We start from the raw sequence: 21,151 nt of genomic DNA, 5'->3' as shown, positions 1-21,151 counted from the left end.
GCTTGCCGCCTTCCAGATACTGCTTGATTAAAGGATGGGTTTTCCAGCGCTGCATTTCCATAAACGGATACATGTGCGGGTTGGTGTAGGACAAGTCTACGATCATGCCCAAAGTCACCTGGTTGTTTTCCGCGTGGTACAGCCACCAGCCACCTGAGGAACCGGTCTCGTTTAAAGGCCAGCCGGCACCGTGCATCACTAAGCCTGGTTTATGTTTGGCCGGATCGATTTCCCAGAGTTCTTTAATCCCGATGCCGTAATGCTGCGGATCGGCATCTTTGGCCAGGTCAAATTTCTGGATCAGGCGTTTACCCAAGTGACCGCGGCAGCCTTCGGCAAAAATGGTATATTTGGCATGCAGTTCATAACCCGGAGTAAAGTTATGTGTCGGTTCGCCATCCTTGCCAATGCCCATGTCACCGGTTTGAATGCCTTTTACTGAACCATCTTCATGATAAAGAATTTCAGCAGCAGCAAAGCCTGGGAAGATCGACACTTCCAGCTCTTCGGCTTTAGTGCCTAACCAGCGCACCACATTGCCGAGGGAGATGACATAGTTGCCATCGTTATGCATGGTTTTTGGCACCATCCAGTGCGGCGCTTCCTGGGATTTTTCATCTGACAATAAGAAGAAAGTTTTGTCTTCCGTGACCGGAACGTTTAAAGGCGCACCTTGTTCTTTCCAGTCAGGAAACAGTTCATTCATGGCACGCGGTTCAAGCACCGCACCAGACAAGATGTGCGCACCGACTTCAGAGCCTTTTTCCACGACACAAACCGACAGATCGTTCAGGTTGTTTTCAATTGCAAGTTGACGGATCTTGATGGCGGCAGACAGACCGGCCGGTCCTGCGCCTACGATTACGACGTCAAACTCCATCGATTCACGTTCGATGTGTTCCATGTAGGACTCCTCATAGTATTAGAAGGTGGCAACCGCGATCATTTAATCCGGTGCTGCCATGAGTGTTCTTGATGCCCAGACACAATTTTATTATCGTGTCTTTTATATTGTGGGCTAGTATAGTTTTAAAGCTTGATCTAGCCAATTGGCTGAATCATATTATTTTTCCGTCAGCAGGGTCTTTAGCTATGATTAATCAAAATAATTTACCAAATCCGACGAAAAAAGTAGCTATTCCCGATGATAAAAATTTAATGGGTATTGCACAATACTTAAAAGATGCACAGACCGGTCACAAAAGGTCAATTCCACCACTAGAGCAATGGCATCCAAAGCATTGTGGGGCAATGGATTTGAAGGTAAAAGCCAATGGAGAATGGTGGCACGAAGGTCAATTGATCAAGCGTCAAGCCATGATTGACCTGTTCTCGAGCGTACTCTGGAAAGAAGAGGGCAAATTTTATTTAAAAACACCTGTGGAGCAGATTGAAATTGAGGTGGAAGATGAGCCTTTATTTGTCAATCAGGTCGATCGGGTCGAGATTGATGGTAAACGTTATATCCAGCTCACCACAACCACGCAAGACATTGTGATTATGGATCAGTCGCATCCCGTTTTTATGCGTGAATATGCAAGTGAATTGCGTCCATATGTGCATGTGCGATTTGGCATCAATGCTTTAATTCAACGTTCTGCTTTTTTTCATTTAATTGAAATGGGACAGCTCCTTGAAAATGACAAAAATGAAACCATTTTAACGCTACAAAGTGGCGATTTTCACTTGCAATTAGGCACCTGAGGTTTAAGCTTTGATCTTCCGATTTCTTGAACTGCTGAAAGTGAAACGATGACAGCCATTCATCCTATTTACCCTTTAATCGACCCAATGCCCAAGGCACAAGCTGATGCACCCATCGGGATTTTTGATTCTGGAATAGGTGGTTTGTCTATAGCGCAAGAAATTGCCAGACACTTACCCAAAGAACGTATTGTTTATTATGCAGATACTGCGCATGTACCTTATGGGCCGCGTAAGGATCAGGATATTCGTGAGCTTACCGCGCATGCCATTGAATGGCTGTATCGTCAGGGATGTAAAGTCGCAGTCGTCGCATGTAATACCGCTTCCGCATTTAGTCTGGATTATTTACGTGATCATTATGGAGAAAATTTTCCTATTATCGGTTTGGTACCTGCACTGAAACCGGCCGTTCTGCAAACTAAATCCAAAACTGTGGCTGTGCTTGCCACGCCTGCTACCTTTCGTGGTCAGCTGATTAAAGATGTCATACAGCGTTTTGCTCTTCCCGCCAATGTAAAGGTTATGCCCGTGACCTGTCTGGATCTGGTGCCTTTTGTAGAAAGTGGCGCACAGATGAGCGAGGCATGTTTAATCACCTTAAAAGAAATTTTGCAACCTGTGGTCGATCAGGGTGCCGATTATTTAGTTTTGGGTTGTACACATTATCCCTTCCTAAAACCTGCAATTCAGTCTATATTTGGTCAGAAACTGACATTAATTGACTCTGGACTGGCAGTTGCGCGACAAACAGCCCGTATTTTGATCAAAAATCAATTATTATTTGAGCAAGATCGAAATAATGGCTTACGTATCGAGTGCTATGTCAGTGGCAATAATGCAGAAAATTTAAAAACTGTGCTGCAGTACCTGATTCAAGGGGATTTGACTTGGGATATTCGCAATATTGGTGTTGAATAAATAAACAAATGCAGCTAGTCTTTTGAAATATATTAAAAAATTTTATATTGGGGTCGTTGAATTACATTGTGATTACCCAGAAATGTGTTAGTCAGAATGTAATAAGCAATTGGAAGAGGATAACCAATGCTCGATAAGCGTTATCAGGTTTTTATTTCTACTTCTGGCAGTGAAATGCAGCCGGAACGCATTGTTTTAGCTCAAACTTTAGTGGGCATGGGTTTCTTTTCTTGGGGATTAGAACAGCGCACGCCATTAAGTACAGCATTTGCACGTCGTCAGATTGATGATTGTGACTATGTGGTGCTACTTGTGGGCAGTCAATATGGTGAACAATCTGTGTCAGGTGTAGGTTATATGCATCTGGAATATATTTATGCAGTCACCAAACAGAAACCGATTATTGTGTTTATGCATGATGATCCTGCATCACGTGATGAATCTTTACATGATCAAAAGCCTGAATTACGTGAAAAATTTTTAGAATTCCGTAAATTATTACAGCAAGAAGTGGATCAGGTTTTTACTTACCGCAGCATCCGTGATCTGGAAATGGCAGTACGTTTTAACATGCCACAAATGCTGGAGCGCTATCCGGTATCGGGATGGGTTCGACCGCAGAACACTCAATCTTTACATGACGAGATTGATCAACTGAAAGCCAAAATCGAACAGCTTGAAACGGAAGTCGGAAAACGGGAAGTAGACCCGTTCCTGTCTTTGCCTAAAGTTTCCATGAATGAATTGTTTTCATTTGAATATCGTATGCATGCCTACCAAGATGGTAATTTTAAAGAGCTGAAAATTGAGAAGAAACTGACTTGGGCGCAGTTACTTGCCATTTTAGGCAGCATGTTTAAAAATCCAACGCCAGAAGAATATTTTTCCAAATGCATCAATGACTATTTGAATGATACAGGGCTGGCCGATGCCCGGATGGAAATGCCACGTGCGCATGCCGTTGCCCGTGCACAAATCAATATTCGTGCCTTACACAGCATTAAAATGCAAATGCGTCAAAATGACTGGATTATTCAGTCAGGCCGGGATGACCGTCAACGGATGCTCTGGCAATTGACCCTCAAAGGACAAAAGCTGCTTGAGAGCAATTTGCTTGATAATGATCGTGTTTTTCAATTTAAATCTGCGTTTTAATCCATATAGAGAAAGTGCAGAAAGCTGTTAAAGTAAAGCAGTACATTTATATTGGAAAAGGGTTTTGATGTCTTCTGCACCTAAAACGAAAGTCACTATTATTTTGGCCAATTTGGGTACGCCAGACGAACCCACGGCCCCTGCGGTACGTCGTTTTCTGAAACAATTTCTCTCTGACCAGCGTGTCATTGAAATCCCGAAGCCGATTTGGCAAATCATTTTACGTCTGTTTGTTCTGCCATTTCGCCCCAAACGTGTGGCACACGCTTATGAGATGGTGTGGCAGAACGATTCACCCATGCGTGAAGTGCTATTCAATCAAGTGCTTGAAGTAAAAAAGGCATTAAGCGGACAGTATCCTGAATTTGACCTCGATGTGATTCCTGCCATGACCTATGGTAATCCAGGTATTCAGGCTGCCTTACAACGCTTGTCACAGGATATGCCAGATCATCTGATTTTATTGCCTTTATTTCCGCAGTATTCAGCCACCTCAACCGCACCTTTATATGATGCCGTAGCAAAGTGGATTCTGACGCAACGTAATTTGCCGGGCCTGTCTATCATTCGGGATTATTATCAGCATCCCGCATTTATTCAGGCTTTGGCACAAAGTGTCCGAGACTATCAGGCAGTCCATGGCCAGCCAGAAAAACTGTTGATGTCATTCCACGGGATTCCTCAGCCCTATGCCGATAAAGGCGACCCTTATGCCGATCGTTGCCGCGTGACTGCACAATTATTGGCACAAGCTTTAGGTTTGAAAGAAGATCAATGGGCCATCAGTTTCCAGTCGCGTTTTGGAAAACAGGAGTGGGTAAAACCCTATACCGATGCTTTACTTCAACAATGGGGCGAGCAAGGGGTGAAATCTGTTCAGGTCATGAGTCCTGCCTTCTCTGCAGATTGTCTGGAAACCCTGGAAGAACTGGCAATTCAAAATGCCGAATTGTTTAAATCGGTTGGTGGGCAAAGTTACAGTTATATTCCCGCCTTAAATGTCCGTGAAGATCATTTGCAATTGCTCAATCTGATGCTTCAGGCTAATCTTGATGGATTAAAGCAAACATTCGCTCATTAATTTCCCTGAGGTTTCACTATCATGCTGCAAGTCAAAATTGTTCCGGTCACGGCATTTCAGCAAAACTGTTCCATTATTTGGGATGCGGAAACCAAAGAAGCCATTTTGATTGATGCAGGCGGTGAGCCTGAAAAATTAAAAGCCGAGGTGGAAGCCTTGGGACTCAAGGTGAAAGCCTTATGGTTAACCCATGGACATCTGGATCATGCCGGGGCAGTGGGTAATTTAAGCAAGCTCTGGAATGTTCCGGTGATCGGGCCACATAAGGAAGATGCCTTTTGGCTGGATATGATTCAGGAAGTATCGGCACGTTATGGTTTCCCGATTCCAGAAAAAGTAGAAGTGACTCAATGGCTCGAAGGCGGAGAAGTTTTAAAGCTGGGAGCAGAGGAATTCGAAGTCCGTTTTGCCCCGGGGCATACTCCGGGTCATGTGATGTTCTATAACAAAAATTATGGTCTGTTGTGGACAGGGGATGTGTTGTTCAAGGGATCGATTGGACGTACCGATTTTCCACGAGGCAACCATCAGCAATTATTAGATTCCATCCAGCGTGAATGTTTTAGTTTGCCCGATGAAACCCAGTTTATTTCAGGTCATGGCCCCTTAAGTACCATTGGTTTTGAAAAACAGCATAATCCTTTTGTTGCAGGTAAAGCGGGTTAATGCATTCCTGTAAGAGATTGATGAATTAGTTTCATCAATCTCGGTGAAAGGGTCCACTGCGCAGCTGTTTTAATTCCAGTGCAATGATGATGGCTGCAAGAATGAATAAAATGCCAATCGAAATAATAATGCCATCATGGGTATAAATTCCAAAAATCAGGCCAATAATACTTAGGCCGACAAACAGAAAAAATAGAATTCTTAAGCACCAAAGACCCGTCATGGAATTCTCCTTTTTATAGTTTTTAAGATTTATAATTGTTCGTTTTTATCGTTTTTATCGTTTTTATCGTTTTTAGGCTTTATCGCTAAGCTGTATTGTTTTTAAATATTCAGTTGTAGGAAAAATTTTATTGGTATTATTATAAAGTCATTATAGTTTAAAAAGTGAGCGCTGGTTATCCTTTTTTATCGATCAATAAGAAAATTTAACATGTGTAAAAGAGTGTTTCTTAATCGTTTTTTTTAATGTATTTTGATTACATATTGAAAAAAATAAGAACAAATTTAGTACAAATAAATGGACAAATTCCCCTTTTCTCTATAAAAAGTTGATTAGATCACGTGATTTATAATTATTCTTTTTTGTTGGGGGGATTTGTGAAGCTAATATTTACAAAAATAGTGCTGTGTATATTTATTATTCTGTCATGTATATGTTCAGGTTTTGGTTTTTATAGTCATGATATGTTCATTGGGGCGATTGGTATCCTTCTGATTTTGTGTATTATTATTTTAGGTTTAGAATATAAGAAAATGCTTTCCAATCCATTTGATTAAGGTTGATAAATACATTTTATCAACCTCTAGAAGAGCTTTTAATGCTGATTATGCAAGATTAAAAATCATCTTGTTCGCCACTATTATCTGCCTGTGGCGCATCTTGAGTTGGTAATTTATATTCATCATTGGCCCAAGCCCCCAGATCAATCATTTTGCAACGTTCTGAACAAAAAGGACGAAATTCATTGCCTTCCCAGATGGTCGGTTTGCCACATCGTGGACATGGAAAAGTACGGGGCATCTTATTCTCCGAATAAAAATAAGGATTCAATTAGGCAAATACAGTCGCACTTGCTAGACTTGAGCGGATTTTTGTTAGTTTGATCTGATTATGCCAATTCGTCAATTTCAAGCACAGCGTATGCATGCGCCTCGTGATTTTCAAATGATTCGCCCAGATCCAGTTTGTGTGGAAATTGGTGCCGGCAAAGGTAAACATGCCTTGCTGTTTTCAGCTCAAAATCCTGAAAAAAAATTGATTGCTATTGAGCGCACGCGTGAAAAATATTTGGCCATGCAAAAACAGCATGACCTGGAAGGACAAAGCAATTTGCAGGCGATTCATGCCGATGCCATGCCCTGGGTTGTGCATTCGTTATTGCCTGCTCAAGTCGAGCAATTTTTTATACTCTATCCGAATCCTGAACCGCATAACCCGGCGCAACGCTGGTTAAACATGCCATTTTTTGAATTTTTACTGTCACGTTTACAGGTCGGCGGTACAGTCACGTTGGCCAGTAATATTCCTAAATATATTACAGAAGCACAGCAGCAGTTAATCGAAGTCTGGAAATTACCTTTTGTTAAAGAAGTGATTCCAGGCACATCGGCACGTACCCATTTTGAAATTAAATATTTGCAGCGTGGTGAATTGTGTCAGCAACTGATCATCAGCAAACCTGAAGGCTACAGCACGCGCTTTGATGATTTTATGCCTTTACAAGGCCAAAATGCTGTTCAAGCTGTAGCATCAGAAACCGATGTTAAAGATGTTGAATAAGTCGCTGATGAAAAAGCGTGTTGCAATTATTGGGGCAGGCCCCGCAGGGTTGATGGCTGCAGAAGTCTTGAGCCAATACGGCTACGAGATTCATGTCTATGAACAAAAACCGTCTGCTGCACGCAAATTTTTGATGGCGGGTAAAACCGGACTGAATATTTCCCATGCCGAGCCTGTTGAGCAGTTTATTCAGCGTTATGATCAGGCGGAATGGCTGGCGCCTTGGGTAAAAAAATGGGATGCCCACTGGATTCAGAAATGGATGAAAGGCTTGGGGATTGAATCCTATATAGGTTCGTCAGGCCGGGTGTTTCCGGTAGAAATGAAAGCCGCACCGCTACTGCGCGCCTGGCTCAAACGCCTGGCTGAACAAGGGATAAAATTTCATTATCGCCATCAATGTTTAAATTTAAATGGCGCAACCCTTAGTATCAAAAACCTGCTTAATCAGGACATTATCGAGCAAAGCTTTGATGCCATCATCATGGCCTGTGGGGCGGTATCGTGGTCACAACTGGGCAGCGATGGGGCATGGCAGCGGTGGCTGTCTGCGCATGACATTGAAGCCTTTCAGGCCAGTAATGCCGGGGTGGAACATGCCTGGTCCAAGTTTATGCAGCCGGTATTTGGTCAGCCTTTAAAGCGTGTCGAAGCCTGGGTAGAGGGACAAACCAAAACCATGGGCGATATTGTGATTAGCCATTATGGTCTGGAAAGTGGCTTGGTCTATAAGCAGGGGCGGGCATTACGTCAGCAGCTCAAAGAGAGTCAAACCATGCAGCTGTATCTGGATTTAATCCCCGAACAAAGCATGGAACAATTGGCGAAAAAATTACAGCCAAGCAAAAAGCAATCGTTAAGCAATGTCTGGCGTAAGGCGGGATTGGATGCGGTTAAGGCCAATCTGCTGCGTGAACTGGTGGCGAAACATCTATGGAACGATCCGCTGGCTTTAGCGCAGCAGATCAAACAGCTACCGATTCCTTTAACAGGATTCCGCCCGATTGAAGAAGCAATTAGCTGTGCAGGTGGGGTGAAACGAGACGTGTTGTCCGAACAGTTGCAATTAAAGTCTAATCCGCATGTGTTTTGTTGTGGAGAAATGCTGGACTGGGATGCGCCGACTGGGGGGTATTTGCTCACTGCCTGTTTTGCCACAGGTCGCGCTGCAGGTGAGGGCGTGCATGCTTATCTGGCTGCACAAAAATAGCAGCGCATGATTGGGCAGGTTTTGAACTGTGATGGGAAGCATGCTAATTTGCATACTCAGTCATCATAAAAAAATGCATCGCTATGTCAGAAGCAAAACAATATACCGGAAGCTGTTTGTGTGGCGGTTTACGCTATGAAATTCGGGGTGAAATTGGCGACATCATAGAATGTCATTGCCAGCGCTGTCGTAAAGCCAATGGCAGCGCTTTTGCCAGCAATGCACCGATTCGAAAAGCCGATTTTCAGATTGTGCAAGGGGAGCATTTACTGAAAAGGTTTCAGTCGACCGAAACCACACAGCGCTGTTTCTGTGCCGATTGTGGCTCACCGATTATCAGTATTAAAACCGAAACGCCTGATCTGTATCGCCTGAGAATAGGCACGCTGGATACACCGTTGCAACAAAAGCCGACCCAACATATTTTTGTGGCGTCCAAAGCCGAGTGGGAGACCATCTGTGATGGCCTGCCACAATATGATGAGCGGCCTTAGTTATGGTGAAACCTGTGATTAACAGACTTTTTATGGACCAAATTTTAGTAGCCAGATAGGGTGGTCTCGGATTTAGCTACTTCAGCTTTTTTTGTTTCGGCTTGGTTCATTTGCGGATATTGAGATTGCCAGTGTTCCAGCTGTTCCTGAGCATGTAAAAATTCGCCCAGGTCTTTGACCTGATCTGCTGAATTTTTAATTGGTTCTGCTTTTTTATCTTTGTGCTGATCATAAAGTTTGGCTTGAGCCTGCCAATACCCCGCCATCAGGCCTTGAATATAGCGTCCTTGTTCAGTTTTTAAATCCAGTTCTTTGAGCATGTATAAAGCCGAGCGGATGTTGTCGCGTTTACGGTTATGCGCAAATTCATCAGTCAGGGAACCTTGCTCCTCCATTTTGACCAGTTCATCTTCCATCTGGTCACTCATTTGGGTAAAACGTTGGTCAAAGTCAGTCAGCAAGGCAATATCGTGTTGGTCATCTGGAGTTTTTTTAAATTCTTTAACCGGTTCTGTAACCAGCTCCTGCATCACCTTATCTTCAGGCTGAATCTTATCGTTTTGAGATGCGGTATCTTGATGACGATCACAGGCACTCAGCAATACACTTGAGCACAATAAAACAGGAAGACCAAAGTGTTTGAGTTGAAGTTTTATCATGATGGTTCCTTTATTTCTGATCAATTTTTTTAAAGTCATAGGCATAGGTCACATAGGGAAATGCAATTTCATCTTGTGGATGCTTGCCTGTGTACGCTAAAACAATCTGTTCAAATTCGGCTTTTAACTGCCGCTGTTCATGTTCTGACATTGCTGCAATAAAGCTGGTGGAGAGCAAACGTTTAGAGACCACCTGTTCCACTGTACCGATGTGTTGCTGCTGAAAGGTTTGATTATGCGCGAGCTGAAACAGCGCTTGTTGCTCAAAGACCTGTTTCCATTGACCGCTATGATAGCGCGGTGTGTTACCCTCTAAGGGTTGAATACGTTCTGCCAAAGCGTTGACCCAGTCTACCTGCACATCACGCTGGTTCCAGATCAGTGCCAGATGTCCGGTCGGTTTGAGCACTTGATGAATTTGCGTTAGAGTCTCAAGATTGGCAAACCAGTGAAAAGATTGTGCACAAATCACTGCATCTATACTATGCGCTGCTAAAGGTAGATACTCACTCGACGCCTGTAGGGTTTGAATGTCAGGATAGGCCTGTTGCAACTGTGCCAGCATGGCCTGTATGGGTTCAATGGCAATAATGTGTGAAGTGAGTGGTTTTAAATAAGGTAAGAATTTGCCAGTGCCCGAACCCAGATCAATCACCTGCGACTGTTCATCCAGTTGCAGCTGATCTCGCAGCCAATGGACGATGTCTTGTGGATAACTTGGGCGAACCTGCTGATAAAGTTCAGCAGCAGAACTGAAGCCTTTTTGAGCAGCAGGATGAAGTGATTGTGTCATATTTTGCGCTTTTTAATCTTCTTGGCATCTATAAAATAACATAGTCGCTTTTCGTAAATAGGCAAGGTGTCTATTTGTTATATTGATTCTGATAAAGGGCCGATTTGCTTCGGTGTGGAAATGGATAAACACATTATTTTTGAAGACGAACAAATTCGTGTAATCTTTCTCAAAGGCTCATCGGATGAGCTGATTTTCTCTTTTGGCGACCTGATTACGCGGGCCAAAGGGCTGTCGGTTAATGCCGAAAAATCCCTGCATAAATATCACTTTAATGTGATTGGCATTATGCCCAAGCAGAAATCCTGGTTTCCTGAAAGCTCGATGCGCGAGATGTTTGCCCAGATTCAGGAACTGATTGCGCCGTTTAAAACCCGCATTGGTTATGGCGGTTCCATGGGTGGATATGCGGTGATCAAGTATTCCAACCTGCTGGATTTAAAACGCGTGGTGGCATTGGTGCCACAGTATTCCATCGATCCGGAAGATGTCGAAGACCCACGTTATAACATGTTCTTTCATGCTGAACAGAATGCCAATATGCACATTCAGCCACAGGATGTTGCGGCTGAACGTGAATATATTGTGGTCTATGATCCCTATTGCCCGGAAGACCGTGCGCATTATTTAAAACTTGAACAGGTACTGCCAAAAATTCAGACCCTGAATTTACCTTTTACTGGACATGATGCCATTGCCGTGCTGGCCAGCTCGGAATTGCTGCATGACTTTTTGCTGCACAAGTTTGATGCCAGCTATTTTTATCGCAAAATCCGTCAGGTGAAAAAGAACAGCAAGTTTTATTATCGCAAAGTCATTGAAAATCTGTTGCCCCGACATCGCAATGCCTTAGGTTCCATTCTGGTCAATAATGATTTGCAGCTGGACAGCCAGTTTTTTGATGCCAAGCTCAAGCACAATTTACTCAGGGAATTGCTGCGCAATAAACAGGTCAGTCAGCAAGATTTACTGAAACTGGGCATACAGGTCAATTTACCGCAGGAAAATCGTAGCCAGTTAATGGACTGTTTTGGTCATGGCTTGGTATTTAATGTGATTAGCCAGAAAATTGAAAGCTATGCCGCCAGTGCCATTGCCTTGAACCATAAATTTCTGATTCCTATCTTTGCCAAAGGCAGTGGATTGGTACAAATTTCATTGAATGATGAACGTTATATTGTGGCCATGAATGACCGGCAGGTGATGAAGCTGTTCAAGGAACAGGAAGCTTTGACCTTGGGCATGCATCCATTGGTGATTAAAAAATACAGTGATTATTACCTGCTCAGTTATAAGCATTTAAACTTGAGCAATAACGAATATGGCAGCCATCAGTTTGTTGAAGATATTCCGGAAACGGCGCAATTTATCACCCAGCCTGAAGCGGTAGCAGCCCTATAGCATATGCGGACAGGGTTGGACTACACCCTAATTTGTTTTAATTTTGATCACTTGCTTTATCTTTAAATCGGTCTAAGATAGACATATAAGGCAAGTTCAATTTGCCCAAAATCACATAATAAACAAATAACAGGTGCTAAGGATGAAACTGGATTTTCTACCGGCTGTACTTTTAACCCTGCTGTCTAGCACAGTATCTACTTTAACATTTGCCCAGAGTCCGGATTCGACTTACATGATTATGGGCGGGGGATTGCTTCTGGTTTTTGTCCTGGCAATCTATGTGTTTTATGAAATTCGCAGGTCTATTCAACTGCATATCAACAAGCCCACTAAATAGTGGGTTTTGTATTTTTAATCTTTAAATTTGGTTGAAAAAGAATGTAAAACTGGCTTTTAATGTCTGGGCAATAATTTTTAGATATTCATCAAACTCAGCCAAGGAAAGCAGCATGAAAGCCGTATTTTTAGATTATGAATCGCTGGATAAAAATGATCTGGATTTCAGTCAGCTTGAAGCTGGATTTGATGAGTTGGTACTGTTTCCAATGACGACTCCGGCACAGCTACTCGCGCGTGTGCAAGAGGTAGAGGTCATTATCAGTAATAAAGTCGTGGTCGATGCAGCGACCATGCAGCAATGTCCTCATTTGAAACTGATTTTAATTTCCGCAACCGGCACCAATAATATTGATCTGGTTCAGGCACGTAAGCAGGGCATTGTGGTGTGCAACTGTCAGGGTTATGGCACTGCCGCAGTGGCGCAGCACACCTTAAGCTTGATGCTGGCTTTAGCAACCTCGTTAATTCAATATGATCGGGAAGTGAAACAGGGACAATGGAATAAAGCGTCGCAATTCTGTCTGCTGGATTTCCCAATCATTGAACTGGCCGGCAAAACCTTGGGCATTATAGGTTATGGTGAACTGGGGCAGGCGGTAGCCAAACTGGCTGAGGCTTTTGGGATGAAGGTTTTGGTCGGGTCATTGCCGAACCGTCCTGGCGATGCGAGCCGTGTGCCTTTTGCCGAACTGCTGCCACAGGTCGATTTTTTAACTTTGCATTGTCCCTTAACGGAAGATACCCGAGACCTGATAGATCATCAGGCCTTCGATGCCATGAAACCGAGCGCATTCTTAATTAACTGTGCCCGAGGTGGAATCGTGCATGAAGCCGCGCTTGCCGATGCTTTACGCCAAGGCAAAATTGCAGGTGCTGCAACCGATGTGCTCACGGTAGAGCCGCCTAAAGACGGTAATGTGCTTTTGGCTGATGATATTCCCAACCTGATTATTACCCCGCATAGCGCATGGGGCAGTGTAGATGCACGGCAACGTATTGTGCAGCAGATGGTGGAAAATGTAGAAGCCTTTAAAGCAGGACAACCAATTCGACAGGTGAATTAAGAAATATAAAAATCAATAAAGCCTCTTCCTGTCAGAGAGAGGCTTTATATTTTTGCTTTATATTTTGAATACGCGTATTTATTTTGAGTCTAAATATATTTAACTGGCTGGTGTTTGCTGTACAGGAACCGCCTGCTGATCTGTTGAAGATTCGCTTAGCGGACGAGAAACAATCGGTGCAGGCTGGTCATTTGGACTGCCAATAATATTATCTTTGGTTTGATTCAGCTTTCGGTTCACTGTTGTTGCAGCTCGCTCGGTTTTTTCTTTGGCCACTTCTGATTTTTCAGTAGCAAAATCTTTGGTTTCTTCCCAGGCATTTTCTACTTTTGGTTTGACTTTGGCGATGCCTTTTTGTACCCCATAATCGACTTTTTCCGCCGTATGCTGAACCTTCTGCTGTGCCTTATGGCCTAGTACTTTAAAGATGCTGGGATTATCACCATAGGGCGCTGGTTGAGTATGAGTTGAAGTATGGTCTGGAGCGGTTGTGGCTGTTTGAGCCCAAAGGGGAGTAGAGGCCAAAATTGCACTGGTTATTAATACCGTTTTCATCATTTTCATTGTGGGTTTTATTCCTGTTTTAGCGATGACTTCAATTCGTTTCAATATGATCTGTTTGATTTTATTTTAAGAGTGAATTTGGCTTAAAATGTGAAATGTGGCGAAATTAATACAGATTTATTACATTTGAGATATATCTACAATTTATCCAGCAAGAAAAAAGCCCATAGAGATGGGCTTTTCCAAAAGAGCTGAACTATGGATTTACTCGTCCTCATGACTTGGTGTTTCAATCGTAAGTCCTGAATGCATTTTCCCTGAGTAAGTATCCAGCTCTGCATGAGTTTTACCATTAATATCCATATTGCTTGGGTGTGAATTGTTGCTGTCTTTGCTTTGTTGGGCGTTTTTACTGGCAAAGTTTTGAGTATTCTCTCGGGAGTTTCTGCTCGATGTCCGAGTTTTATTCATTCCTTTTTTAATGCTATCCACTTTGTCAGCAGTATTTTGATCACTAGGTTTGGCTTTTAGCTCTGAAGTTGCTTTGGTGCTGGGGTTGGCAAAAAGAGAGGTACAAGCTAAAAGTGCAGCAGTGCTAATCACTATTGTTCTGATTGTTTTCATAGCTCGATTTATCCTTGCATGATAAAACCCGAGTATTTACCGAGTTATAAGATCATTATCTTAATCGGTTCAATTTCTAAATTTTGAATTTAAGAATAAATTCCAACGTTTTAGCAACAGCGAATTAACAATCTGGACAAATATGTGAATATGATTTTTAGCTTTTGTTTTTTAGTTTTTGAATTTTAATTTTTTTTTCAAAAATCAGGAATGAGCTTGGATACAAAGTATTGATATGTAACATCTTAAGATGAATAACGATAAACGGTATTTGAATAGAAATTAAAAGAATAAATGGCTTTTTATTGAAGGGGAGAGAAGAATCACCAAATCAATATTGAATCAGTGATTCTTTAGTGTATTAGTCACATTGTGCTAAAGCATCTTTATGAAAATGGTGGCGTAGTGCAAGGAAGTTTTTTTGCACAGCTGCATCATTGAGGTCAAAGTTTTGAGCGGTACTTGTTCCATCTTGGGCAAAGACTGCCGAACCGCCAGTAATTAAGGTATTGCCCTTAAATGACCAGTGTTCTATGGCTTTGCCAGCTTGCAGGTTGCCGGTAAATTCAATTACGCATTTGTCTATGAATTTAGTCAGTTTGGCTTTGTTGTCGGTGGTATTTGGATAGACTTCCAGATTTTGAACTTCTTGTAAGACACCCGTTTCAAGTGTGGGAATAGTAGGAGTAGTTGTACACCCCGTAACAGCAATACCCGCAAGACCAGTCAAAATAAGCATTTTAAGTTTCATGTGATTCTTTCTTGTTGAGTGTTGTTGGTTTGAGTATAGGGAATTGGACTGGAATTAACCATAGTTTTAATACTTTATGCTTGTTCGAAGTTCCTTGAGGGTTGTGAATAAAGATGTCTAAGTTGTTGCTATAAAAATCAGTGATTTTTAGTAATATTTTAATTGTCTTTTAATAAGGTTTTCCATCGCTTAGTAGCTTCTATGCATGTACTATTTTTAGTAAACTTCAAACCATTTAAAAAAATTAAATACTAAAAATGAAAAATATGAATCAACTTTTAATGGCAGTACTATGACTGGGTCTGCTGATATTTGCACATGCATATGGAGTTATTCTACTAGGCCAACTTTTTGTAATGGGATTCTTTATCCTAGTTGTGATTGCATTCCTAGCGCTGTTAGTAGGTGGAGATATAATGCTAAAAAGAATGATAAGGATGAATAAGAAAGGAGTTTGTTTCAGTGTTTTTCTGCTGTTATTGCCGAGTCTAGCAAGTGCACATCAATCTTTTAATGTGCCAGACCTTATTCTGTTTGGAATATTTGCATTTGTACTTCTCGTGGTTTTATTGCTCGGGATAATAAATTTATTATCCAAAATAGGAAGTGATTCGGATGACAACGATTCACAATAAAAAACCCGCTCTAAAGCGGGCTTTTTATTTCAATTACAACTTAGTGCTGAAGTACAGAAATATCAGCCACTTTGGTAAACAAGCCACGTAATTGCGCAAGCATACGTAAACGATTTGCTTTCAGGTCAGCATCGTCAGCCATGACCATTACACCGTCAAAGAAGGCATCAACAGGCGCACGTAAAGCAGCAAGCTTAGACAATGCTTCTGTATATTCTTTGGCAGCAAATAATGGCTCAACCACAGGCGTAATTTTTGCAAGTTCAGCGAACAATGCTTTTTCAGCATCTTCTACTAGGTTTGCTTCAACTACAGCACCTGTAGGCTCTGCTTCTTTAGCTAGAATGTTGGCAACACGCTTGTTGGCAGCAGCAAGTGCAGCAGCTTCAGGCAAGTCACGGAAGTGATTGACCGCATTTACGCGTTTGTCAAAATCAAGCGGAGATTTTGGCGATAAGGCTTGAACCGCTTGAATCACATCCACTGCAACGCCTTGGTCTTCGTATTTCGCACGGTAACGACCTTCCAGGAATGCAACAGCATCGGCCAAAGTCTTGTTGTGATCTTTCAGTACATCACCATACGCAGCGAGTGCTAATTTGATTAATTCTTCAATCGACACATCAAGCTCATTTTCAGTCACTAAACGCAGAATACCAATCGCAGAACGACGTAGTGCAAACGGGTCTTTAGAACCTGTAGGCGCTTGGCCAATACCGAAAATACCCGTCAAAGTATCTAAACGGTCTGCAAGGGCAATGGTTGTCCCAGTTTTGGTTTTCGGTAAAACATCACCTGCGAATTTAGGTAAATATTGCTCGCCTAGTGCTTCTGCAACTTCATCATTTTCGCCTTCAATACGTGCGTAATACGTACCCGCAATACCTTGAAGTTCAGGGAATTCACCCACCAGCTCAGAGGTTAAGTCGCATTTTGCAAGAAGGGCAGCTTTTTCAGCATCAGCAGGGTTTGCGCCAGTGATCGGCGCTAAAGCTACTGCAAGTTTCGCAATACGTTCAGACTTGTTCCAAAGCGTACCGAGTTCTGCTTGGAAAACCATGTTTGCTAATTTCTCTTTACGAGAAGCAAGCGGTTGTTTTTGGTCTTGCAGGAAGAAGAATTCAGCATCAGACAAACGTGGACGAACTACTTTCTCGTTACCTTCAATAATTTGAGTCGGATCTTTCGACTCAATATTTGAAACAGTAATGAAGTACGGTTGAAGTTTGTTGTCGCTATTTACCAAACAGAAATACTTCTGGTTGTCCTGCATCGTCGTAATAAGCGCTTCTTGCGGTACAGCAAGGAAACGTTCTTCAAAGCTTGCACGAAGTGCAACAGGCCATTCAACCAATGCTGTTACTTCGTCACGAAGATCTGCTGGCACAATCGCAATGGCATTGACTTCATCTGCAAGTGCTTTCACTTGTTGGTCGATGATGGCTTGACGCTCTTCAAAAGATGCCACCACGTGCGCTGCTTTTAATTTCGCTAGGTATTCATCAGCATGGGTTAAAGTAATTGCTTCAGGCGCGTGGAAACGGTGACCATAAGTCACGTTGCCTGCTTTGTGATCCTGAATGGTTGCATCAATCACGTCGTTGTCTTTCAACAACACAACCCATTTTACCGGACGTACGAACTCAGTACGGCTTGCCGCTGAACGCATGCGTTTTGCAATTGGCAGGTTATCTAAAGCAGATTGTAAAATTTGTGGTAAAAGCACGTCTAGGCTTTGGCCTTTGACATCTTTTAAGTAACACACTTTTTCAACTTTACCGGCTTTAAAAGTCGATACTTGATCCGCGGTGATGCCTTGACCACGCATAAAGCCTTCAAGTGCGCGAGTCGGTTTGCCTTCTGCATCATAAGCTGCTTGAACGGCAGGGCCGTCAAAACGTTTTTGCGTATCTGCTTGTGCACCTTCAACATTGACAATTTTCAATGCCAAACGGCGAGGTGCGGCATAGGCTTCAATCGCATCGAAGGCCAAGCCTGCATCATTTAAACCTTTAACCGTTTCTGCGTGTAATGCATCACGTAATTTTTTTAAGCTTTTTGGTGGAAGTTCTTCACAACCCAATTCAAATAAAACTGTATGTGTCATTTTTAAATATCTTCTTTAAATGTTGATGTATCACTGCGTAGTTGATTTAAACATCAACTTTAAATCCTAAAGGAACATCACAGGCTGCCTGACCACCACGAATGCCCCAGTTTTCCAGGGGAATGTCACGCAGTACAATGGTGACATAGGTCGGTGGAATGCCGAGCAGCTTAAGATTATCTACAATACCTTGATAAAGATTTCGTTTTGCTTCCACAGAGCGTCCAGCAAAGGCATCAATGATAATTTGAGTATAAAACTCGGGTTGATCCTGATGCGGCGGACAGGCAAAACGATGCGGTAAATGACTAAAAAAGCGAATATGCTTATCCTTTTCAGGAATCTTAAAGTGTGTCACTAAAGCAGACTGAACCGCTTCAATAATTGCAATTTCTTGCTCGACTGTATATTCACGTCTTACTTCAATGGTCACACTTGGCATAACTCACTTCCTTATCATTATTTTTATCAAATTATTAACCTTGCTGTGCTTCTGCTTCAACTTGTGCTTTTAACTGCGCCAACACTTCATCACGAAGTTCAGGTTCAGCCATTGGGAAACCAAGCTTCGCACGTGCTGCCACATAACTTGTTGCGATTGAACGTGCCAAAGTACGTACACGTAAAATATAACGCTGACGTTCAGTGACCGAAATTGCTCCACGCGCATCCAGCAAGTTAAAGCTATGTGAGGCTTTGATTACTTGTTCATATGCAGGAAGTGGCAGTTCAGCTTCAATTAAACGTGTCGCTTCAGCTTCGTAGAAGTCGAACAGTTCAAACATTTTTTCAACGTTGGCATATTCAAAGTTATACGTCGATTGTTCTACTTCGTTCTGATGGAATACATCGCCATAGGTTACTGTACCGAACTGACCTTTGGTCCAAACCAAATCGTAAACTGAATCTACACCTTGCAGGTACATCGCTAAACGCTCAAGACCGTAAGTGATTTCACCTGTTACCGGGTAACATTCAACACCACCGACTTGCTGGAAGTAAGTGAACTGAGTCACTTCCATACCGTTAAGCCAAACTTCCCAACCTAAGCCCCAAGCGCCAAGTGTTGGTGATTCCCAGTTATCTTCAACAAAACGAATGTCGTGAGTCAGGGTATCAATACCAATGGCTTCTAAGGAATCGAGATAAAGCTGCTGGATATTGTCCGGGTTTGGCTTAAGCACCACCTGGAACTGATAGTAGTGTTGTAAACGGTTCGGGTTTTCACCATAACGGCCGTCTTTCGGACGACGTGAAGGTTGTACGTAAGCCGCGTTCCACGTTTCTGGCCCTAAAGCACGAAGGAAAGTTGCAGTGTGGAATGTCCCTGCACCCATTTCCATATCGTAAGGTTGTAACACCACACAACCTTGTTCAGCCCAGTAGTTTTGTAAGGCAAGAATTAAGCCTTGAAATGTATCAATATGCGATATGGCGCGACTCATGTAGCATCCATTAAAATTAGAGAAAAATTGGCTCTAAGTATAAGGATTTTGTAGGAGAGTGGCAAAGGGTTATCGCTCAATCGCTTTGTTGCTTTTTAAAAGTCGGATTTAAATTTTTTCGATGGCTGCGCAGGGTCAGCAAAATAAAAAATAGGGTTGCCGGCAGGTTAAAGAAGAGCAGCATATAAAAGGGCTTAAATAAATCACGGCTGTTACAAAAATAGCTGAAAATTAGCGTTATAACGAATATGACAAACAAGATATTCAATAGATTAAATTTATTGTAATGCTTGAGCAGCAATAGATATGCCAGCAAGGGAAGATAGCCGATTAACATATATACGGTGATGAAAAGCAGTAAAATCATGCTCATCACAGTAAATGGGGAATCTAATGCTGGAGTTGTGCTGTGTGGCAAAAATAAAAGTAATGGTGTGTAGATCAGTATCCCGCCAATAGGAGCAAGTATCAAATTCAGCGCAATTCGTGCTTTGGTTTGCTGTAATGGCTGAAAGATAAAATATGTTTTTTTCATTTTTATAGATAAGGGTTTAGATAATTATTGATTAAATGTAGATGTTTTTTGATTAAGCATGAATGCTTTTATCATAAGTAGAAAAATGAATGATTTAAAGATGGAAAATAAATACACCTTTATATCTCATCATTCTATAATTTTGCATTCCATGGCAAAACCACAATAGGCACACTGTGTTTCACTCAAAAGCAGACTGGCTGAATACCCTAAAACCCAATTTTAAAGTGCTTCCCCTCAAAGACCGTCTATTGTGCGGTCTGGGTGCATTACTTGGACTGGCGCTTTCCTCACTCATTAGCTGGTGGGTGCTGGGTGATATCAATGCCTGGTATATCGCACCGATGGGTGCATCTTCAGTGTTGCTGTTTGCCGTACCTGCCAGTCCATTGGCTCAACCGTGGAATATGGTGGTCGGAAATAGTATTGCAGGCATTATTGGCGTGACCTGTGCAATGTACATTCCTAACCTGACCGAAGCCTTTAGTGTGGCGGTCGGGTTGTCCATTATGTTGATGATGAGCACCGACTCATTGCATCCGCCGAGTGGAGCGGTGGCCATTACAGCGGTACTGGGTGGGGATGCGGTACATCAGCTAGGTTATCACTTTATTTTTTACCCGGTTTTATTAAATTCCATGTTGTTGCTGGTCATTGCGATTGTATTTAACCGCTTGCTGGGAAAACAATATCCGCAAGTGGCCCAGATCAACCAGCGTTCTAAAGACCCAACGCCGACTCAAAAAGTCACCATTCAACCGCAGGATATTCAGGCAACGCTGGATCAGCAGACCGAGCTTTTGGATATTAGTGAATATGACCTGCAAAAAATTATTCTGGCAGCCCAAGAGAAAGCTAATGCCCGGGGTGTGAGCCAGTTTAAATGTCAGGACATCATGACCAAAAACGTGATCAGCTTAAATGAAAATGACGATATCCATTCAGCGCTGGATAAATTCAAGCACATGAATTTAATGAGCCTGCCTGTGATTGATGCGCAGCAGCAACTGGTAGGAACCCTGGCTTTATATGAAGTGGTGGAATGGTTTAAGCGTGCCACCGATTTAAGAACCACCTGGCAGCGTCAGGTTAAGGATATTATGATTCGACAGGTCGTGACCGTGAAACCGGAGCAGCCGATTCAGGACTTGGTGCCGTATTTTGTGGAGCGCTCATTTAATTATATTCCCGTGGTGGAAAAACAGAAAATGGTCGGCATTATTAGCCGCGCCGATATGATTGCGGCATTGAATCAGCAGTTGAATGCAGCTGCATAA

At 42.5% G+C, this 21,151-nt stretch carries 23 protein-coding genes; 12 read left to right on the top strand and 11 right to left on the bottom strand.

The window, feature by feature from the left end; all coding sequences use genetic code 11:
- Positions 1 to 904 (bottom strand): NAD(P)/FAD-dependent oxidoreductase (locus B9T26_RS03900; protein WP_143222992.1); only part of this gene is annotated, 904 nt, incomplete at its 3' end.
- 188 nt (positions 905 to 1,092) lie between these two features.
- Here B9T26_RS03900 and B9T26_RS03895 point away from each other — a divergent pair.
- From B9T26_RS03895 to B9T26_RS03875, 5 genes are all read left to right on the top strand, one after another.
- On the top strand, positions 1,093 to 1,704 hold the full coding sequence (locus B9T26_RS03895) for a DUF1285 domain-containing protein (protein ID WP_086198486.1): 612 nt from the start codon (positions 1,093 to 1,095) through the stop codon (positions 1,702 to 1,704).
- 48 nt (positions 1,705 to 1,752) lie between these two features.
- Positions 1,753 to 2,625, top strand: coding sequence for a glutamate racemase (murI, locus tag B9T26_RS03890; protein WP_086198485.1), 873 nt, complete (start codon positions 1,753 to 1,755; stop codon positions 2,623 to 2,625).
- 126 nt (positions 2,626 to 2,751) lie between these two features.
- The gene (locus tag B9T26_RS03885; RefSeq protein ID WP_086198484.1) at positions 2,752 to 3,780 is read left to right on the top strand and encodes a DUF4062 domain-containing protein; all 1,029 of its coding nucleotides are present in this window, start codon (positions 2,752 to 2,754) and stop codon (positions 3,778 to 3,780) included.
- 67 nt (positions 3,781 to 3,847) lie between these two features.
- On the top strand, positions 3,848 to 4,861 hold the full coding sequence (gene hemH / locus B9T26_RS03880; RefSeq protein ID WP_086198483.1) for a ferrochelatase: 1,014 nt from the start codon (positions 3,848 to 3,850) through the stop codon (positions 4,859 to 4,861).
- 21 nt (positions 4,862 to 4,882) lie between these two features.
- Positions 4,883 to 5,527, top strand: coding sequence for an MBL fold metallo-hydrolase (locus tag B9T26_RS03875; protein WP_086198482.1), 645 nt, complete (start codon positions 4,883 to 4,885; stop codon positions 5,525 to 5,527).
- A gap of 34 nt (positions 5,528 to 5,561) precedes the next feature.
- Here the strand turns inward: B9T26_RS03875 and B9T26_RS03870 are convergent, their stop codons facing one another.
- Together B9T26_RS03870 and B9T26_RS03865 are read right to left on the bottom strand one after the other, a co-directional pair.
- The gene (locus B9T26_RS03870) at positions 5,562 to 5,750 is read right to left on the bottom strand and encodes a hypothetical protein (protein ID WP_086198481.1); all 189 of its coding nucleotides are present in this window, start codon (positions 5,748 to 5,750) and stop codon (positions 5,562 to 5,564) included.
- A 615-nt stretch (positions 5,751 to 6,365) separates the two neighbouring features.
- The gene (locus B9T26_RS03865) at positions 6,366 to 6,551 is read right to left on the bottom strand and encodes a DNA gyrase inhibitor YacG (protein WP_086198480.1); all 186 of its coding nucleotides are present in this window, start codon (positions 6,549 to 6,551) and stop codon (positions 6,366 to 6,368) included.
- Between the two features lie 84 nt (positions 6,552 to 6,635).
- On the opposite strand from B9T26_RS03865, the gene B9T26_RS03860 reads away from it, so the two are divergent.
- The 3 genes from B9T26_RS03860 to B9T26_RS03850 all read left to right on the top strand — a co-directional run bounded on the left by B9T26_RS03860 (position 6,636) and on the right by B9T26_RS03850 (position 9,014).
- Positions 6,636 to 7,310, top strand: a complete 675-nt coding sequence (locus B9T26_RS03860; RefSeq protein WP_171262926.1) for an SAM-dependent methyltransferase — start codon at positions 6,636 to 6,638, stop codon at positions 7,308 to 7,310.
- Positions 7,311 to 7,317: 7 nt separating this feature from the next.
- Positions 7,318 to 8,520: a TIGR03862 family flavoprotein gene (locus tag B9T26_RS03855; RefSeq protein WP_086198494.1), complete on the top strand. Its 1,203-nt coding sequence runs from the start codon at positions 7,318 to 7,320 to the stop codon at positions 8,518 to 8,520.
- Positions 8,521 to 8,603: 83 nt separating this feature from the next.
- On the top strand, positions 8,604 to 9,014 hold the full coding sequence (locus B9T26_RS03850) for a GFA family protein (RefSeq protein ID WP_086198478.1): 411 nt from the start codon (positions 8,604 to 8,606) through the stop codon (positions 9,012 to 9,014).
- A 44-nt stretch (positions 9,015 to 9,058) separates the two neighbouring features.
- Here the strand turns inward: B9T26_RS03850 and B9T26_RS03845 are convergent, their stop codons facing one another.
- Positions 9,059 to 9,673 (bottom strand): hypothetical protein, encoded by a 615-nt coding sequence (locus B9T26_RS03845; RefSeq protein ID WP_086198493.1) that lies wholly within the window; start codon positions 9,671 to 9,673, stop codon positions 9,059 to 9,061.
- A gap of 10 nt (positions 9,674 to 9,683) precedes the next feature.
- Entirely contained in the window at positions 9,684 to 10,466 is a 783-nt protein-coding gene (locus tag B9T26_RS03840) for a class I SAM-dependent methyltransferase (protein WP_086198477.1), read from the bottom strand.
- Positions 10,467 to 10,586: 120 nt separating this feature from the next.
- Between B9T26_RS03840 and B9T26_RS03835 the strand changes: the two genes are divergently transcribed.
- The 3 genes from B9T26_RS03835 to B9T26_RS03825 all read left to right on the top strand — a co-directional run bounded on the left by B9T26_RS03835 (position 10,587) and on the right by B9T26_RS03825 (position 13,273).
- Positions 10,587 to 11,867 carry a hypothetical protein gene (locus B9T26_RS03835; RefSeq protein WP_086198492.1) on the top strand — a complete coding sequence of 427 codons (1,281 nt, stop codon included), beginning with the start codon at positions 10,587 to 10,589 and terminating at the stop codon, positions 11,865 to 11,867.
- A gap of 142 nt (positions 11,868 to 12,009) precedes the next feature.
- Positions 12,010 to 12,207, top strand: a complete 198-nt coding sequence (locus B9T26_RS03830) for a hypothetical protein (protein ID WP_086198476.1) — start codon at positions 12,010 to 12,012, stop codon at positions 12,205 to 12,207.
- A 112-nt stretch (positions 12,208 to 12,319) separates the two neighbouring features.
- Positions 12,320 to 13,273 (top strand): 2-hydroxyacid dehydrogenase, encoded by a 954-nt coding sequence (locus B9T26_RS03825; protein WP_086198475.1) that lies wholly within the window; start codon positions 12,320 to 12,322, stop codon positions 13,271 to 13,273.
- A 99-nt stretch (positions 13,274 to 13,372) separates the two neighbouring features.
- Here the strand turns inward: B9T26_RS03825 and B9T26_RS03820 are convergent, their stop codons facing one another.
- From B9T26_RS03820 to glyQ, 6 genes are all read right to left on the bottom strand, one after another.
- Positions 13,373 to 13,837: a hypothetical protein gene (locus B9T26_RS03820; protein ID WP_086198474.1), complete on the bottom strand. Its 465-nt coding sequence runs from the start codon at positions 13,835 to 13,837 to the stop codon at positions 13,373 to 13,375.
- Between the two features lie 204 nt (positions 13,838 to 14,041).
- On the bottom strand, positions 14,042 to 14,401 hold the full coding sequence (locus B9T26_RS03815) for a hypothetical protein (protein WP_086198473.1): 360 nt from the start codon (positions 14,399 to 14,401) through the stop codon (positions 14,042 to 14,044).
- A gap of 361 nt (positions 14,402 to 14,762) precedes the next feature.
- Entirely contained in the window at positions 14,763 to 15,152 is a 390-nt protein-coding gene (locus tag B9T26_RS03810; RefSeq protein WP_086198472.1) for a hypothetical protein, read from the bottom strand.
- Positions 15,153 to 15,827: 675 nt separating this feature from the next.
- Entirely contained in the window at positions 15,828 to 17,894 is a 2,067-nt protein-coding gene (gene glyS, locus B9T26_RS03800) for a glycine--tRNA ligase subunit beta (protein ID WP_086198470.1), read from the bottom strand.
- 46 nt (positions 17,895 to 17,940) lie between these two features.
- Complete coding sequence (locus B9T26_RS03795; protein WP_086198469.1) at positions 17,941 to 18,336, bottom strand: tautomerase family protein; 396 nt, start codon at positions 18,334 to 18,336, stop codon at positions 17,941 to 17,943.
- Between the two features lie 34 nt (positions 18,337 to 18,370).
- Positions 18,371 to 19,339 carry a glycine--tRNA ligase subunit alpha gene (glyQ, locus tag B9T26_RS03790; RefSeq protein WP_086198468.1) on the bottom strand — a complete coding sequence of 323 codons (969 nt, stop codon included), beginning with the start codon at positions 19,337 to 19,339 and terminating at the stop codon, positions 18,371 to 18,373.
- Positions 19,340 to 20,050: 711 nt separating this feature from the next.
- Between glyQ and B9T26_RS03780 the strand changes: the two genes are divergently transcribed.
- Positions 20,051 to 21,151 (top strand): HPP family protein, encoded by a 1,101-nt coding sequence (locus tag B9T26_RS03780; protein WP_086198466.1) that lies wholly within the window; start codon positions 20,051 to 20,053, stop codon positions 21,149 to 21,151.

Source organism: Acinetobacter sp. ANC 4169, assembly GCF_002135355.1.
GTDB lineage: Bacteria > Pseudomonadota > Gammaproteobacteria > Pseudomonadales > Moraxellaceae > Acinetobacter.
This window is presented reverse-complemented; position numbering and strand designations above follow the sequence as displayed.

Coding starts and splice junctions, on each gene's coding strand:
- B9T26_RS03855 (WP_086198494.1), top strand. CDS start 7,318: ATGAAAAAGCGTGTTGCAATTATTGGGGCAGGCCCCGCAGGGTTGATG.
- B9T26_RS03825 (WP_086198475.1), top strand. CDS start 12,320: ATGAAAGCCGTATTTTTAGATTATGAATCGCTGGATAAAAATGATCTG.
- B9T26_RS03895 (WP_086198486.1), top strand. CDS start 1,093: ATGATTAATCAAAATAATTTACCAAATCCGACGAAAAAAGTAGCTATT.
- B9T26_RS03810 (WP_086198472.1), bottom strand. CDS start 15,152: ATGAAACTTAAAATGCTTATTTTGACTGGTCTTGCGGGTATTGCTGTT.
- B9T26_RS03870 (WP_086198481.1), bottom strand. CDS start 5,750: ATGACGGGTCTTTGGTGCTTAAGAATTCTATTTTTTCTGTTTGTCGGC.
- glyS (WP_086198470.1), bottom strand. CDS start 17,894: ATGACACATACAGTTTTATTTGAATTGGGTTGTGAAGAACTTCCACCA.
- B9T26_RS03885 (WP_086198484.1), top strand. CDS start 2,752: ATGCTCGATAAGCGTTATCAGGTTTTTATTTCTACTTCTGGCAGTGAA.
- B9T26_RS03820 (WP_086198474.1), bottom strand. CDS start 13,837: ATGAAAATGATGAAAACGGTATTAATAACCAGTGCAATTTTGGCCTCT.
- B9T26_RS03865 (WP_086198480.1), bottom strand. CDS start 6,551: ATGCCCCGTACTTTTCCATGTCCACGATGTGGCAAACCGACCATCTGG.
- B9T26_RS03835 (WP_086198492.1), top strand. CDS start 10,587: ATGGATAAACACATTATTTTTGAAGACGAACAAATTCGTGTAATCTTT.
- B9T26_RS03795 (WP_086198469.1), bottom strand. CDS start 18,336: ATGCCAAGTGTGACCATTGAAGTAAGACGTGAATATACAGTCGAGCAA.
- glyQ (WP_086198468.1), bottom strand. CDS start 19,339: ATGAGTCGCGCCATATCGCATATTGATACATTTCAAGGCTTAATTCTT.
- B9T26_RS03840 (WP_086198477.1), bottom strand. CDS start 10,466: ATGACACAATCACTTCATCCTGCTGCTCAAAAAGGCTTCAGTTCTGCT.
- B9T26_RS03850 (WP_086198478.1), top strand. CDS start 8,604: ATGTCAGAAGCAAAACAATATACCGGAAGCTGTTTGTGTGGCGGTTTA.
- B9T26_RS03845 (WP_086198493.1), bottom strand. CDS start 9,673: ATGATAAAACTTCAACTCAAACACTTTGGTCTTCCTGTTTTATTGTGC.
- hemH (WP_086198483.1), top strand. CDS start 3,848: ATGTCTTCTGCACCTAAAACGAAAGTCACTATTATTTTGGCCAATTTG.
- B9T26_RS03815 (WP_086198473.1), bottom strand. CDS start 14,401: ATGAAAACAATCAGAACAATAGTGATTAGCACTGCTGCACTTTTAGCT.
- murI (WP_086198485.1), top strand. CDS start 1,753: ATGACAGCCATTCATCCTATTTACCCTTTAATCGACCCAATGCCCAAG.
- B9T26_RS03830 (WP_086198476.1), top strand. CDS start 12,010: ATGAAACTGGATTTTCTACCGGCTGTACTTTTAACCCTGCTGTCTAGC.
- B9T26_RS03875 (WP_086198482.1), top strand. CDS start 4,883: ATGCTGCAAGTCAAAATTGTTCCGGTCACGGCATTTCAGCAAAACTGT.